The organism is Bradyrhizobium pachyrhizi, assembly GCF_001189245.1.
GTDB lineage: Bacteria > Pseudomonadota > Alphaproteobacteria > Rhizobiales > Xanthobacteraceae > Bradyrhizobium > Bradyrhizobium pachyrhizi.
Genome location: NZ_LFIQ01000072.1, coordinates 1 through 14,644, shown reverse-complemented (window position 1 = coordinate 14,644; position 14,644 = coordinate 1). Strand labels below are relative to the sequence as shown.

Here is a 14,644-nt window from a genome sequence, read left to right as displayed (position 1 = left end):
AATCCTCGAGCTCAAGAACACCATCAACACCATGGTCGACCAGCTCAACGCCTTCGCCGGCGAGGTGACGCGCGTGGCGCGCGAGGTCGGCACCGAGGGACGGCTGGGCGGCCAGGCCGTGGTGCCCGGCGTCGGCGGCACCTGGAAGGACCTCACCGACAACGTCAACCTGCTGGCGGCGAACCTGACCACCCAGGTGCGCAACATCGCCGAAGTCACCACCGCGGTGGCGCGCGGCGACCTCTCGCGCAAGATCACGGTCGACGTGAAGGGTGAAATCCTCGAGCTCAAGAACACCATCAACACGATGGTGGACCAGCTCAATGCGTTTGCGGGCGAGGTGACGCGCGTGGCGCGCGAGGTCGGCACCGAAGGCAAGCTTGGCGGCCAGGCCGAGGTGCGCGGCGTTGCCGGCACCTGGAAGGACCTCACCGACACCGTCAACGTCATGGCGGTAAACCTGACCGAGCAGGTGCGCGGCATCGTCAAGGTGGTGACCGCGGTCGCCAACGGTGATCTGAAGCAGAACCTGACAGTGAAATCGAAGGGCGAGGTGGCCGCGCTCGCCGACACCATCAACAACATGACCGAGACGCTTGCGACCTTCGCCGAACAGGTCACCAGCGTGGCGCGCGAGGTCGGCGTCGAGGGACGGCTCGGCGGTCAGGCCAACGTGCCCGGCGCGGCCGGCACCTGGAAGGATCTCACCGGCAACGTCAACCTGCTCGCGGCCAACCTGACCTCGCAGGTGCGCGCGATCGCGGAAGTGGCGACCGCCGTGACCAAGGGCGACCTGACGCGCTCGATCCAGGTCGACGTCCGCGGCGAGGTCGCCGAGCTCAAGGACAACATCAACACGATGATCGGCAACCTCCGTCTGACCACGGAGCGCAACACCGAACAGGACTGGCTGAAGACCAATCTGGCGCGCTTCACCAACATGCTGCAGGGCCAGCGCGATCTTGCGACCGTCGGCCGGCTGCTGCTGACCGAGCTCGCGCCGCTGATCAACGCGCATATGGGCGTGATCTACCAGGTCGACAATCCCGAGAATGCGCAGTTGCGCCTGTTGTCGGCCTATGCCAGCGACAGCAGCAATCCGCATCCGCAGATCGTCCAGTTCGGCGAGGGATTGATCGGCCAATGCGCGCTCGACAAGCGCCAGCGCCTCGTCTCCGAGATTCCCGGCGATGCGGTGCCGATCAATTCGGCCTTGATGCGGATCATGCCGAAGAATCTCGTCGTGTTTCCGGTGCAGTTCGAGAACCAGGTCAAGGCGGTGATCGAGCTGTCCTCGATCTCCTCGTTCACGACCTCGCAGATCACCTTCCTCGAGCAGTTGACCGACAGCATCGGCATCGTGCTCAACAGCATCGAGGCGACGATGCAGACCGAGGCGCTGCTCAAGCAGTCGCAACAGCTCGCCGGCGAGTTGCAGACCCAGCAGAAGGAATTGCAGCAGACCAACGATCAGCTGGAGCAGAAGGCCCAGCAGCTTGCCGAACGCAATGTCGACGTCGAGCGCAAGAACCAGGAAATCGAGCAGGCGCGGCGCGCGCTGGAAGAAAAGGCGACCGAGCTGTCGCTGACTTCGAAGTACAAGTCCGAATTCCTCGCCAACATGTCGCACGAGTTGCGGACACCGCTGAACTCGATCCTGATCCTGGGCCAGCAGCTCACCGAAAATCCCGACGGCAATCTGACCGGCAAGCAGGTCGAGTTTGCCCGCACCATTCACGGCGCCGGCACCGACCTGTTGAACCTGATCAGCGACATCCTCGATCTCTCCAAGATCGAGTCCGGCACGGTGACGGTCGACGCCGAGGAAATTCTGACATCGAGCCTGCTCGAGACCGTCGGACGGCCGTTCCGGCACGAGGCGGAGAACCGGCATCTCTCGTTCAGCATCGATGTCGACGCCAATCTCGCGCGCAGCATGGTCACCGACTCCAAGCGGCTGCAGCAGGTGCTCAAGAACCTGCTGTCGAATGCGTTCAAGTTCACCGCGGAAGGCGGCGTCAGCCTGACCGTGTCGGCCGCGCTCGGCGGCTGGAGTGTGGAGCATCCGATCCTCAATGCGGCGCCCGCCGTCGTTGCGTTCGAGGTGTCGGATACCGGCATCGGCATTCCACAAGACAAGCAGAAGCTGATTTTCGAGGCATTCCAGCAGGCCGACGCCGGCACCAGCCGCAAATATGGCGGCACCGGTCTTGGACTGGCGATCAGCCGTGAGCTCGCGGGTCTGCTCGGCGGCGAGATCCATTTGCGCAGTGCGCCGGGCAAGGGCTCGACCTTCACGCTCTATCTGCCGCTGAAATATGCCGGCCCCTCGGTGGCACTGCGTCAGCAGGCCCAGGCGCTCCCGATGCCGCACACGCCGGCGCCGGCGTTGCAGGTGTCAGGCGCGCAGGAGCGTGTGATCGAGCAGCTTCCGGACGACCGGCTTGATCTCGAGCCCGGCGACACCATCCTGCTGATCGTCGAGGACGATCCGCATTACGCGCGGGTGCTGATCGATCTGGCGCGCGACAAGGGCTTCAAGGTGCTGGTCGCAAGCCGCGGCGCCGAAGCACTGGATCTGGCCAAGCAGTTCCAGCCGAGCGCGGTGTCACTCGACGTCTTCCTGCCCGACATGCTCGGCTGGACGGTGCTGAGCCAGCTCAAGCACAATCCGCTGACCCGTCACATTCCGGTTCAGATCATCACGCTCGACGAGGACCGGCAGCACGCGCTGGCGCGCGGCGCGTTCTCCTTCGTCAACAAGCCGACGACCACGGAAGGCGTCAGCGCTGCGCTGTCGCAGATCAAGGAATACGCCAGACCACGCCGCAAGCGCCTGCTGATCGTGGAGGACAATGCGGCGGAGCAGCTCAGCATCACCGAACTGCTCGGGCACGAGGATATCGAGATCGTGACCACCGGCACCGGGGCAGGGGCGCTCGCGACGATGCGCGACAATCCGTGCGACTGCGTCGTGCTCGACCTGCGCCTGCCCGACATGAGCGGTTTCGAGGTGCTGGATCAGATCCGCAAGGACGAGACGCTGTCCAATATTCCCGTTGTCGTGTTTACGGGCCGGGAACTTTCAGCGGAAGAAGACGCGGAATTGCATACGATGGCGCGCAGCATCGTCGTCAAGGGCGTGGAATCGCCGGAGCGTCTGCTCGACGAAACGTCACTGTTCCTGCACCGTGTGATCACGGAATTGCCCGTCGAAAAACAGAGGATGCTGGAGAAGCTCAATAGTTCCGATGAGGATCTTATTGGCAAGACCGCACTGCTGGTCGACGACGATGCCCGCAACATCTTCGCGCTCTCGAGCGTGTTGGAGCGGCGAGGTATGAAGGTGTTGACTGCGACAACCGGTCACGAAGCGATCTCGCTGGTCGAATCCAATCCCAAGATTGCGATCGTGCTGATGGACATCATGATGCCGCAGATGGACGGTTACCAGACCATCGGCGCCATCCGGCAAAACCCCGCCTTCGCGCGGCTGCCGATCATCGCGCTGACCGCGAAAGCGATGAAAGGCGATCGAGAGAAATGCCTGGAGGCAGGCGCGTCCGACTATCTGGCGAAACCCGTGAATACCGAGCAACTGCTGCTGGCGATCCGCATGTGGCTGCACCGCTGATCGGCGATCGAACATGATGGACCACGAAAAGGTAAACATCCTTCTGGTCGACGACCAGCCGGCGAAGCTGCTGGCCTATGAGGTCATCCTGAAGGAGCTCGGCGAGACGCTGGTCGCCGCGTCGTCGGGCCGCGAGGCGCTGGAGTTCCTGCTCAAGAACGAAGTCGCGGTCATCCTGGTCGACGTCTGCATGCCAGAGCTCGACGGCTTCGAGCTCGCGGCGATGATCCGCGAACATCCGCGCTTCCAGAAGACCGCTATGATCTTCATCTCGGCGATCCAGGTCAGCGATATCGACCGGCTTCGCGGCTACGAGATGGGCGCGGTCGATTACGTGCCGGTGCCCGTCGTGCCCGAGGTGCTGCGGGCAAAGATCCGCGTGTTCGCCGAACTCTACCGCAAGACACGGCAGCTCGAACGCCTCAACGCGGAGCTCGAGGACCGCGTGCGCGCACGCACCGCCGAGCTCGAGCAGTCGACCACGCGGCTGGTCGAAAGCGAGGCGCGCCGCAGCATGGCGATTGCCGCCGGCAAGATGGGCTCGTGGGACTGGGATTGGGTCAACGGCGACTGGATGTGGGACGAGGGGCAATACAAGATCTTCGGCGTTGACCCGAAATCCTTCAAGCTCACCTCCGACAATATACAGGCGCTGTTTCATCCCGACGATGTCGAGCACCTCCGGCAAGCGTGGACCGGCTTCGGCAACGGCCAGACGTCCTATGAAACCGAATTCCGCGTCATGCGGCCGGACGGCGAAGTGCGCTGGTGCGTCGGCACAGCCGCGGCCACCAGCGACCGCAACGGCAAGGTGGTACGGGTGAGCGGCGTCACCGTCGACATCACCGATCGCAAGAAGGCCGAGGAGCGGCAGAGCCTGTTGACCCGCGAGGTCGACCATCGCGCCAAGAACGCGCTCGCGCTAGCGCAATCGATCGTGCGGCTGACGCGCGCGCAGAACGTGACCGCCTATGTGCGAGCGGTCGAGGGCCGCATCACGGCGCTGGCACGCGTGCACACGGTGCTCTCGCTGTCGAGCTGGCAGGGCGCCGAAATCCGGCGGCTGGTCACCGAGGAGATCGCGCCGTATTCGGAAGCCGGACAGATCCGGATCGATGGCGAAGAGGTGCAGTTGCAGCCCGCGACCGCGCAGACCTTGGCGCTGGCGCTGCATGAGCTCGTCACCAACTCCGCCAAATACGGTAGCCTGTCGGTGCTCTCGGGCCGGCTTGCGATCACCTGGGAACTGCACGACGAAACGCTGATCCTGGCCTGGGTAGAATCCGGCGGACCTCCCGTGACCAAGCCGAAGCAGAGAGGTTTCGGCACGAGAAGCGTCATCGCCAGCATCGAGACCCAGCTCGGCGGTCGCGCCGACTTCGATTGGCGCACCGAGGGCCTGGTGTGCCGGCTCACGGTTCCGCTCAAGGCGCTGGCTGGAGAGCCCGCGGCCTACCGCGATTTGTCGACGGCCGAGCAGCGCCAGCCCATGGTCAGTTCCAGGGCCTTGTAGCGCATCCCACCCGAACAGGAACCAAGCGCCGGACGCTGCGGTTAACGGGGCTTGATCGCTCCATTCGTGGCTTGAGGTGCTACCGTGGATGCCCAAACCCGAGAGCGCGGGCCGTCCGGGGAGAAGCCGCGGCAGCCCGAGCGCAATCCCGCGCAAGGATCGCGACCCGACAGCGCATCCTCGCCACAGCAGGAAACCGAGCGCAAGCCATCGATGCGCGACCGGCTGCGCGAGCACTGGCTGCTTGCCACAGTCGGCGCCGGTCTGCTCCTGCTCGCGATCATCGGTGGCGTGAGCTATTGGCTCAACGTGCGTCACTATGAATCGACCGATGACGCGTTCGTGGCCGCACGCAGCTTTGCGGTGGCGGCAAAGGTCGGCGGCTATGTCGTCGAGGTCCCCGTCACCGACAACCAGCACGTCAATGCCGGCGATCTCCTCGCGAGGATCGATGAGCGCGACTACAAGATATCAGTCGATCAAGCCAGCGCGCAGGTCGCGGTCGCAGAGGCCAACATCGCCAATGTCGAGGCCCAGATCGACAGCCAGCAGGAGCAAATCAAGGAAGCCAAGGCGCAGCAGGAGCAGGCCGAGGCGCAATTAAAGTTCGCGCGGGAGGAGGCAGAGCGCGCCCAGAACCTCGTCGAAAAGGGCGCGGGCACGGTGCAGCGGCAGCAGCAGACCCGCTCGGATCTCGACGCTCAGCAGGCCAATGCCAGCCGCGCCAGAACGGCAGTGACTGCCGCAGAGCTCGGCGTCAAGACGCTCGAGGCTCAGCTCAAGAGCAGCAAGGCATCGCTCGAGCAGGCGCAGGCTCAGCTCGATCAGGCCAAATTGAATTTGCAATATACCCGCATCGTCGCGGCGCAATCCGGACGCGTCGTCAAGCTGAGCGGCGCGGTCGGCACTTATGTGGCGCCGGCCCAGAGCGTCATGATGTTCGTTCCTGACGAGGTCTGGATCACCGCCAACTACAAGGAAACGCAGCTGACGGACATGCGCCCGGGCCAGCCGGTCGAGATCAGGATCGATGCCTATCCGGGGCGGAAGCTCACCGGCCGCGTGGCTTCGGTTCAGCCGGGCTCGGGCACTGCGTTCAGCCTGCTGCCGGCGGAGAACGCGACCGGCAATTTCGTCAAGGTCGTGCAGCGCGTTCCCGTGAAGATCTTGATCGACAATTGGCCGAATGACGTTCCGATCGGGCCGGGCATGTCGGTCGTGCCCTGGACCAGGGTGCGATGAGCGACGTTGCGGCAGGCGGCGGCGCAGCCTGGTCGCCGGAGCGTTCGGCCGCCGGCGGACATAACCCCTATCTGATTGCCTTCGTCGTCTCGATCGCGACGTTCATGGAGGTGCTGGACACCACTATCGCGAACGTGGCCCTGCGCCAAATCGCGGGCGGCCTGGCGGTCGGCATCGACGAGAGCACCTATGTCATCACCAGCTATCTGGTCGCCAACGCGATCGTGCTGTCGATCTCGGGCTGGCTCTCGACCGTGATCGGCCGCAAGCGCTTCTACATGATCTGCGTTGGCACCTTCGCGTTCGCGTCCCTGCTGTGCGGGCTTGCCTGGAGCCTGGAGGCGCTGGTTCTGTTCCGGATCATCCAGGGTCTTGGCGGCGGCGGAATGGCGACAAGCGAGCAGGCGATCCTCGCCGACTCCTTTCCGCCGGCCAAGCGTGGCCAGGCGTTCGCGATCTACGGCGTCGCGGTGGTGGTTGCTCCCGTGGTCGGGCCGACGCTCGGCGGCTGGATCACCGATACCTATAGCTGGCACTGGATCTTTCTGATCAACGTACCGATGGGCTTGCTCTCGCTGTTCCTGGTCGGGACGCTGGTCAAGGAGCCGTCCGGCGCCGAGCAGGAACGCAAGGAGTTCCTCAAGGACGGCCTGCGCGTCGACTACATCGGATTCGTGCTGGTCGCGATCGGGCTCGGTTCGCTCGAATTCGTGCTCGACGAAGGCCAGCGCAAGGACTGGTTCGGGTCCAACATGATCGTCGGCTTCGCGCTGGCCTCGGCGATTTGCCTGATCGCGCTGATCCCCTGGGAGCTGACGCGCAAGGACCCGATCGTCGATCTCCGCCTGCTGGGACGTCGCCAGTTCGGATCGTGTTTCCTGGTGATGCTGTGCACCGGTGCGGTGCTGATCTCATCGACGCAGCTCCTGCCGCAGCTGTTGCAGACCGAGCTGAACTATACTGCGCTGCTTGCAGGGCTCGCACTGTCGCCCGGCGGCATCGTCACGCTGATCTTGATGCCGGTGGTCGGCAATCTCGTCAGTCGCGTCCAACCGAAATATCTGATCGCGATCGGCGGCTGCATCGTTGCATTCTCGATGTGGCACCTGACGGGACTGAACGGCGACATCACCTATGGCTATGCTGCGCTCGCACGCATCTTCCTCTCCGCCGGGCTTCCGTTCCTGTTTCTGCCCGTCACGACGGCCTCATATGACGGCGTGCCGCCGGACAAGACCAACCAGGCCTCGGCGCTGATCAACGTCGCGCGCAATATCGGCGGGTCGATGGGCGTCGCACTCGCCCAGACCGCACTGGCGCAACGCCAGCAATTCCACCAGAGCCGGCTGGTCGAGCATGCCGCGCCGTCGGATATCGGGTATCAGCAGACCATCGACACGATGACGCGATTCTTTCAGGCGCAGGGATCGAACGCATCGGACGCCGCGTCCCAGGCGGTCGCCTGGGTCGGCCAGACCTTGCAGCGGCAGGTCGACCTGCTCGCCTATATCGACGTGTTCTGGATGCTCTCGATCATCGGCCTCGTGATGATCCCGCTGGCGCTGATCATCAAGCCGGTCGATCTGACGGCGCCGCCCAAGGGACATTAAAGCAGACGACATTGTGAACGCGGGAGCGGCCGAACCGCGCTATGAACGGCGTGGCCGAAGGGAAATCGCGCGAGGAGCATATGCCCAGGACGAGTCTTGCCGGTGCAGGTCTGTCGGCCGTCTTCCTCGCGGCGGTCAGCATCACGCGGTCGGGCGCCGAGCCCGTGCTGAAAGGCGCGGAAGCCTTCGGCGACTGGCAACGCGACAAGCCGGGCACGGTGCGCCTGATCACGCCGCAGGACTTGCCCAAGCCCGGGGCAACGGCGTCGAGCAGCAAGTTTCCGCGCGTCATCCCGAGACCTGCATCGGTTGCGCCGCAGGTGCCGGCAGGGTTCAAGGTCGAACTGTTTGCGAGCGGGCTCAGCGGCCCGCGGATGATCCGGACCGCGCCCAATGGCGATATCTTCGTGATGGAAACCGGCTCCGGCCGTATTCGTATCCTGCGCAGCGCCGAAGGGGCCACCAGGCCTGCGACCAACGACGTCTACGCAACCGGCCTGAGCCAGCCGTTCGGCATCGCGTTCTTCCCGAGCGGCGACGCTCCGCAATGGCTCTATGTCGCCAACACCGACAGCGTCGTGCGTTTTGCCTACCGCAACGGCGATCTCAAGGCGTCGGGAAAGCCCGAGACCGTCGTCGCCCGGCTGCCGCACGGCTACGGCCATTCCACGCGAGATATCGTCTTCACCCCGGACGACAAGCGGATGCTGGTGTCGGTCGGCTCCGCCGGCAACGCAGGCGAGGGGCTCGGCCGCCCGCCGAAGGGGATCGAGACCTGGAGCCGCGACCACCCACTCGGCGCTGCCTGGGGCGACGAGACCGACCGCGCTGCCGTGCTCGCCTTCGATCCTGATGGCAAGAACCAGAAGCTGTTTGCCACCGGAATCCGCAATTGCGTCGGACTTGCGATCCAGCCCGGAAGCGGCACGCCGTGGTGCTCGACCAACGAGCGCGACGGCCGCGGCGACAATCTTGTGCCCGACTATGTGACACGGGTCCGCGAAGGCGCGTTCTACGGCTGGCCCTGGTATTACATCGGAGGCAACCAAGACTCCGCGCATGCCGGCGCGCGGCCCGACCTGAAGGACAAGGTGACGGTCCCCGACGTGCTGTTGCAGGCCCACTCGGCGTCCCTCGGCCTGACCTTCTACACCGGCAGCAGCTTTCCGCCGGAGTATCGCGGCGATGCGTTTGCCGCCGAACACGGCTCGTGGAATCGGTCGAAGCGCACCGGCTACAAGGTCATTCGCATCAGGCTGAAGGACGGCGTGCCGACCGGCGAGTACGAGGATTTCGTCACCGGCTTCGTCATCGGCGACAATGAGGTCTGGGGCCGTCCGGTCGGTGTGACGGTCGCGCGCGACGGCGCACTGCTGGTCTCCGAAGACGGCAACGGCACGATCTGGCGCGTCAGCCGCGACTAAAGCGCGATGAGATTAGGTTGAATCGTCATCGCGCTTTGGCCTTTTGTTTGAGCATGATCTTTTCGGAAAACCGCTTCGCACTTTTCCGGATCATGCTTTAGCGCTGTAAGCGGCGCGCGCTAGCCGAGCCCGTCCTTGAGGCCATACTCCTCGTAGATGGTCAGGGGATCGGTGTCGGGAAACAACCTGCACTTGGCCTGCGCAAGATGCAGCGTGACGGCGCCGGCCTCACATCTGGCGGTCAGGATTTTTCGGACATCCTCCATATGCGCGCGCGGCTGATGCTTTGTCGGCAGCTGTTCGAGCGCCACCAGCGCTGTGGCCAGGGCCTCCGTGACCACCCATTCGTCGTGTCCGGTAATTCCCTTTCGCGGCATCGCCACACCCTCCGTAGCACCGGCTGCGACATTGTAGCGCGAGATGGGTGGGGGCTGTCATCAGCCAACATGGGCAGGGCAGCGGGGAACCGGTTCGCGTGGCCCTGCCACGATGCGCCGCAGGGAACCGGCGTGGCAGCGCGCGGAAGCAATGATTAGAACCACGAGGCTCGCTACTTCGTCCCCGGTCAGTCCACCCAAATGTTCGCTCCCTATCTCTCGGCCTGGAGTCTTGTCCCCGACGGCGACCCGATCGTGACGCACGCCGCACGGTTGCTGCCGGTGCGCCAGCATGGGGAGCCGGCCATGCTCAAGCTCTCGCACGAGCCGGACGAGCGCCTCGGTGCCGTCGTGATGGAGTGGTGGGACGGCGAAGGTGCGGCGCGGGTTCTTGCCCGTGAGGGCGACGCCCTTCTGCTCGAGATGGCGTCGGGATCGGCGTCGCTCAGCGAAATGGCGCGAACCGGCGGGGACGACGAGGCCTGCAGGATTCTCTGTGCGACGGCTGATCGGCTTCACGCCGAGAGAGCAAAGCCGCGGCCGGATTTGACGCCGCTAGCGCACTGGTTTCGTGAGTTGTGGCCCGCGGCGAGGGCGCATGGCGGCATTCTGAACCGATCCGCGGAAGTTGCCGAAGCTCTGCTGGGCGATCAGCGTGAGATCGTGGTCCTGCATGGCGACCTGCACCATGACAACGTGCTCGACTTCGGCGCGCGCGGCTGGCTTGCGATCGATCCGAAGCACCTTGTCGGCGAGCGCAGCTTCGACTTCGCCAACATCTTCACCAATCCGGATCTTGCGGATCCGACACAGCCGGTCGCGATCGAACCCGGACGCTTTGCACGGCGGCTCGATATCGTCGTTGAAGCGGCGCGGCTGGATCGCCGGCGCCTGCTGTCATGGATCGTAGCCTGGACCGGCTTGTCGGCTGCATGGTTTCTGGGGGATGGCGATCCGCTCGCCGAAATCGACCTTACGATCGCACAACTCGCCGTCGCCGAACTCGACCGGATGGCGTAGGGCGCGCAGCGACTACGCCGCCGCGGCGCTGGCTCCACTCAGCGACACGCTCAGAATCCGCCACTTCGAGATATCGAAGAAGTATGCGGCCTTGATGCGCGCGGAAGCGGGGTCCGGCGCCTGAATCGCCGTGTGGAATTGCCGCGTCCCATCGCTCAGCGAAATCCGGAATGTCTGCATTGGTCGAACCTCCACGCGCGGATGCTGCGGCACGGGGGGTTAACATCCGGTTGCTGTTGATGGCGCGTGGGACACGCTCGCTTCTCTCACTCAGGTGAAGCCGGCGGCAGCCACACCATCGTGTCCTCCGCGCCAACGACGCGTCCATCTTGCGCGCGCAATTCGAGCCGTCGCACCGGCAGCCCGTTCTTGCGGTCGACCAGCAGCACATGCGCCTCATCGGGTTCAAAGAAGAAATCCTCACCCCATTGACGGAGCGCAACGAGGAGCGGAAAGAGACTGCGTCCCTTTTCGGTCAACACATATTCCTGGTAGGGGCTGCCGTCGCTTGCGGGCACCGTCTCCATGATGCCGTGCGCCAGAAGATTGCGGAGCCGGGCCGAGAGGATGTTCTTGGCAAGCCCGAGGCTTTTCTGAAACTCGCCGAAGCGGCGCAGCCCGTCGAACGCATCGCGGACGATCAGCAGCGACCACCAGTCGCCGATCGCATCCAGCGGCCGGGCAACGCCGCACATCGAGTCCCTGTGGCTCACTCGCTTGGCCATCGTGATCCTCAACACTCATTCCCTGGGGGGTGATCGGCGCTCAGTGCCGCAGCCGGAAAACCACCCGATCGTGGGTTCGATATATTGGTTGCAAAGTAAAACCTCAAGCGATACACGATGGTTTCAAATTAAAACCTCCTGAGGTCCGCCATGATCCAACCCGACGCCGCGTTCGACGGCACCTTTCCTTTCGCACCGCATTTCAGCGCGGCGCCGGGCTTTCAGATGCATTATGTCGACGAAGGTCCGCGGGACGGCGAGGTGGTGCTTTGCCTGCACGGCGAACCAAGCTGGGGCTATCTGTTCCGCCGCCTCGTGCCGGGCCTCAGTGCGACGCACCGGGTGGTCGTTCCGGATCACATGGGTTTTGGCAAGAGCGCGACGCCGGCGCATCGCAGCTATTGGCTGCAGGACCATGTCGACAATCTCGAAGCGCTGGTCCGCGCGCTCGATCTCACCAACATCACGCTCGTCATGCATGATTTCGGCGGCCCGGTCGGCATGGGGCTAGCGGCCCGGCATCCGGGCCGGATCCGCCGCATCGTCTCCGCCAATGGGCCAACGCCGTTCGGGCAGGGCGATCTGTTCGATCGCGTCGCCGCCAACGCGCAGGTCTCGCCGTGGTTTCAATGGATCGCAAAGGCCGAGGCGAGCGGCGACCTCGAGCCGGTTCTCGGACAGCTCGGCTTCAACATTTTGAGCACGCTGAAACTCAACGGATTCGAGAACAACGCCGTCATCACGGACGCCTGGCTCGCCGCCTACGGCGCGCACTTCGCCCGTCCGGCGGACTGCCTCGGTGCGATCGGCTGGGCCAAGGGATTTGCAACCGGCGCGCATCAATTCCAGGCGCCCGATGCCGCCGCCAACCGTTTGATTCGCAGCAGGCCTGCGCTCGCGATCTGGGGTGAGGCGGATCGCACGCTGCGCGCAGAGCATTTCCTGCCGCTGTTCTCCGCAATCTTCCCGGCGGCACCGGTCCGGCGCCTTGCCGGCGTCGGGCATTACTGTTTCGAGGATGCGACTGAGGAAATTGCCGCCCTGATTGCGGAGTTCATCCGGCAAACGTGACTGCGCGCCTGATCGCGTGCCGCGGGCAGGGCAGCACGGACCATGCAACGCTCCTGTATTGGGGGCCGTGCCAGTCGCCGGGCCGGCCCTCGCAAGTCACATCGTGCATTCCGCCGAGATCGCAGCCTCAAGTGCCGGCACCCAGGCCTTGTAGGCGGCCGCAGTGAAGTGAATGCCGTCGGCCATCTTCGCGCCGGGCGGCAGATGCGGGTCGACAAACCGAACATCACGCGCAGCTGCGGCGGCTTCGATCGCCCGGTTGGTCGGTTCGTCAGCTGCGACGGCGATGGCCACCAATGGCCGCGTCGACAGCGACTTGACGGTCTCGATGAGGTCGGTGAAGTCGCGTTGCGCCGTTGGCGATCCGGCGTCGTTGGCGCCCACCGCGAGGACGAGCAAGAACGCGCCCTGGTCCTGCAGCACGCGCCCGGCGAGCTGCTTTGCCTCCGCGATGGTCTGACCGCCAACGCCGGCATTGATGACCGGACGTCCGCAGAGCTGCCGGGGCAGCGGAGCCATTTCGGTGATGCTGTCGCCAAGCACGACGATCGGCGCCGGCGCGTCGGATAGCGCAGCGCGTATCATGAATTCGCGCACCGCGGCATGATCGTGAAACGCGTGCTGAGACACTTCGCCGAAGCGGTTGCGCATCCTCTGCAGCTCCGCAAAGGAAGCGACAAAACCAATCAGAAAAGTAACGGCCAAAACCCAAGGTAGTGCGCGACGCATTGCTCCTCAGAGCTATCATCGCGGCTCCAGCCCGAGCAATATTCGGAAACAACCGCACAACGCCGGAGCGATCACTTTCTGCGGATCACGTCCTGCGGGAGGTGGCCGGATACGGCGGCGCGCAACCCGTTACCTTCGTTGCGGACATCTGGTGGTTGGCTATCGCTGCCGCTTTGGTCTCAGCTCCGAGCCCGGCAGGACGTCGCCCAATCGAAAGCAGTGGCGGAAGGGGTGTCCTGTCAACCATACTGAAATAATTTAGCTTTCTGAGATTTGGTCTAGGAAAGCTACGGTTTCGGCCACGGCGTATCGGCTGAGGATTGCCGACCAGTTAGCGCAGAAAGGTGTGGAGATAACGCTTTTTTCTTATCCTCCTGAGGCCGCGGCCCGAAGCCGCGCATAGCGTTTTCGGTCATTTGCCTTCGGTAGGCCGCGCGCGCGTTGAGGCGGGCCGCAATCAGCAATGCCGCAGGAATTCCAATTACCGCTAGAAAGGCCACAGTGCCGATGGTTGCCATCGGGCGAATCTTAATTGCCCCGGCGATCGCGTCTGCTGAACATGTTGCGAAATCCGCGTGGCAGCCTCGGGATGCCGTCTTCCGGCTTCGGTCTGTTGCACTTGGGGCAGGGCGCGCCAGCGCCGCCGCATCTGCAGGCGTGGTTGCCGGTCCAGGGCTGATCGGGGTGGTTTTCGCAGACTCAGCCGGTATCGTCGCAAAGGATACACACTGGCTCACTCATCGCATCAGCTCGAACAGCTCTTTGACTTCGCTCACCCTCAGCTTGGTGCCGGCCGGCATATGATCAAGAAGCATATGCCGGGTGGCGACTGCGATCCGATCGCGTCGGATATCGTCCTGCTCGGCGTGATAGGCCTTCATGTCGGCCAGGAACTGGCGCGCAGCTTCCGGCGGAATCTCAAGTGGCTTTCGGGTGATAGCCATGCCCGGAAGATGGGTATCCGGGACTGCTTTGGCGAATCCTAAGAAAAGGCTCCAGCGAGGGGGTGCAAGCTGAGGCCGAGTTTTGTGTCGTCCATGACGAGACAGTTCAACCCATCAGAAGCCAACTCATGCTAGCGATGAGCGCGATAAACGACGCGCCGGCAAAGCCCAGGAAGCCGTATTCTATCGCGTCTAAGTGGTGATCTGGTCGATACATATATGCAGTTTGTGCCCGCTCACGGGAACCTGCAATATCAAATGAACGTAAGCAAGGCTGACAGTTGGTGCCTCGTTCCCGAAGAAAAAGCCCCAGCACCTCTGGGGGCCTAGGTGGTGTTGACACTTATCGCATCCA

General features: G+C 64.0%; 12 protein-coding genes. 7 read left to right on the top strand and 5 right to left on the bottom strand.

All coding sequences use genetic code 11. The features are described 5' to 3' along the window. The 5 genes from AKL29_RS44835 to AKL29_RS14630 form a co-directional block, all read left to right on the top strand. Nucleotides 1-3,634 (top strand): response regulator (locus AKL29_RS44835; protein ID WP_244482042.1); only part of this gene is annotated, 3,634 nt, incomplete at its 5' end. Nucleotides 3,635-3,650: 16 nt separating this feature from the next. Then, entirely contained in the window at nt 3,651-5,147 is a 1,497-nt protein-coding gene (locus AKL29_RS14645) for a sensor histidine kinase (RefSeq protein WP_050384722.1), read from the top strand. An 84-nt stretch (nt 5,148-5,231) separates the two neighbouring features. After that, entirely contained in the window at nt 5,232-6,389 is a 1,158-nt protein-coding gene (locus AKL29_RS14640) for an HlyD family secretion protein (RefSeq protein ID WP_050384685.1), read from the top strand. Next, nucleotides 6,386-7,999 carry a DHA2 family efflux MFS transporter permease subunit gene (locus AKL29_RS14635; RefSeq protein WP_050384684.1) on the top strand — a complete coding sequence of 538 codons (1,614 nt, stop codon included), beginning with the start codon at nt 6,386-6,388 and terminating at the stop codon, nt 7,997-7,999. The genes AKL29_RS14640 and AKL29_RS14635 overlap by 4 nt, the downstream gene beginning before the upstream one ends. 80 nt (nt 8,000-8,079) lie before the next feature. After that, a complete protein-coding gene (locus AKL29_RS14630; RefSeq protein ID WP_050384721.1) occupies nt 8,080-9,423 on the top strand; it encodes a PQQ-dependent sugar dehydrogenase in 1,344 nt (447 codons plus the stop codon). Nucleotides 9,424-9,542: 119 nt separating this feature from the next. Here the strand turns inward: AKL29_RS14630 and AKL29_RS14625 are convergent, their stop codons facing one another. Continuing rightward, entirely contained in the window at nt 9,543-9,800 is a 258-nt protein-coding gene (locus tag AKL29_RS14625; protein WP_028332011.1) for a hypothetical protein, read from the bottom strand. Nucleotides 9,801-10,001: 201 nt separating this feature from the next. Here AKL29_RS14625 and AKL29_RS14620 point away from each other — a divergent pair, with 201 nt between their 5' ends. After that, nucleotides 10,002-10,820, top strand: coding sequence for an aminoglycoside phosphotransferase family protein (locus AKL29_RS14620; protein WP_050384683.1), 819 nt, complete (start codon nt 10,002-10,004; stop codon nt 10,818-10,820). A gap of 12 nt (nt 10,821-10,832) precedes the next feature. Here the strand turns inward: AKL29_RS14620 and AKL29_RS43335 are convergent, their stop codons facing one another. Both AKL29_RS43335 and AKL29_RS14615 read right to left on the bottom strand, forming a co-directional pair. After that, nucleotides 10,833-11,000 (bottom strand): hypothetical protein, encoded by a 168-nt coding sequence (locus tag AKL29_RS43335; protein WP_016847764.1) that lies wholly within the window; start codon nt 10,998-11,000, stop codon nt 10,833-10,835. Between the two features lie 86 nt (nt 11,001-11,086). Beyond that, nucleotides 11,087-11,545, bottom strand: coding sequence for a winged helix-turn-helix transcriptional regulator (locus AKL29_RS14615; RefSeq protein ID WP_082190597.1), 459 nt, complete (start codon nt 11,543-11,545; stop codon nt 11,087-11,089). Between the two features lie 150 nt (nt 11,546-11,695). Between AKL29_RS14615 and AKL29_RS14610 the strand changes: the two genes are divergently transcribed. Further along, on the top strand, nt 11,696-12,616 hold the full coding sequence (locus tag AKL29_RS14610; protein ID WP_050384682.1) for an alpha/beta fold hydrolase: 921 nt from the start codon (nt 11,696-11,698) through the stop codon (nt 12,614-12,616). Nucleotides 12,617-12,712: 96 nt separating this feature from the next. On the opposite strand, the gene AKL29_RS14605 is transcribed toward AKL29_RS14610, so the two are convergent. Together AKL29_RS14605 and AKL29_RS14600 are read right to left on the bottom strand one after the other, a co-directional pair. Next, nucleotides 12,713-13,267, bottom strand: coding sequence for an SGNH/GDSL hydrolase family protein (locus AKL29_RS14605; protein ID WP_050384681.1), 555 nt, complete (start codon nt 13,265-13,267; stop codon nt 12,713-12,715). A gap of 815 nt (nt 13,268-14,082) precedes the next feature. After that, the gene (locus AKL29_RS14600; RefSeq protein WP_050384680.1) at nt 14,083-14,289 is read right to left on the bottom strand and encodes a hypothetical protein; all 207 of its coding nucleotides are present in this window, start codon (nt 14,287-14,289) and stop codon (nt 14,083-14,085) included. Between the last annotated feature and the right edge of the window lie 355 nt (nt 14,290-14,644).

Excerpts from the sequence above, each read along its gene's own strand:
- AKL29_RS14600 (WP_050384680.1), bottom strand. The coding sequence starts at position 14,289 with ATGGCTATCACCCGAAAGCCACTTGAGATTCCGCCGGAAGCTGCGCGC.
- AKL29_RS14615 (WP_082190597.1), bottom strand. The coding sequence starts at position 11,545 with ATGGCCAAGCGAGTGAGCCACAGGGACTCGATGTGCGGCGTTGCCCGG.
- AKL29_RS14635 (WP_050384684.1), top strand. The coding sequence starts at position 6,386 with ATGAGCGACGTTGCGGCAGGCGGCGGCGCAGCCTGGTCGCCGGAGCGT.
- AKL29_RS43335 (WP_016847764.1), bottom strand. The coding sequence starts at position 11,000 with ATGCAGACATTCCGGATTTCGCTGAGCGATGGGACGCGGCAATTCCAC.
- AKL29_RS14610 (WP_050384682.1), top strand. The coding sequence starts at position 11,696 with ATGATCCAACCCGACGCCGCGTTCGACGGCACCTTTCCTTTCGCACCG.
- AKL29_RS14645 (WP_050384722.1), top strand. The coding sequence starts at position 3,651 with ATGGACCACGAAAAGGTAAACATCCTTCTGGTCGACGACCAGCCGGCG.
- AKL29_RS14630 (WP_050384721.1), top strand. The coding sequence starts at position 8,080 with ATGCCCAGGACGAGTCTTGCCGGTGCAGGTCTGTCGGCCGTCTTCCTC.
- AKL29_RS14605 (WP_050384681.1), bottom strand. The coding sequence starts at position 13,267 with ATGCGCAACCGCTTCGGCGAAGTGTCTCAGCACGCGTTTCACGATCAT.
- AKL29_RS14625 (WP_028332011.1), bottom strand. The coding sequence starts at position 9,800 with ATGCCGCGAAAGGGAATTACCGGACACGACGAATGGGTGGTCACGGAG.
- AKL29_RS14620 (WP_050384683.1), top strand. The coding sequence starts at position 10,002 with ATGTTCGCTCCCTATCTCTCGGCCTGGAGTCTTGTCCCCGACGGCGAC.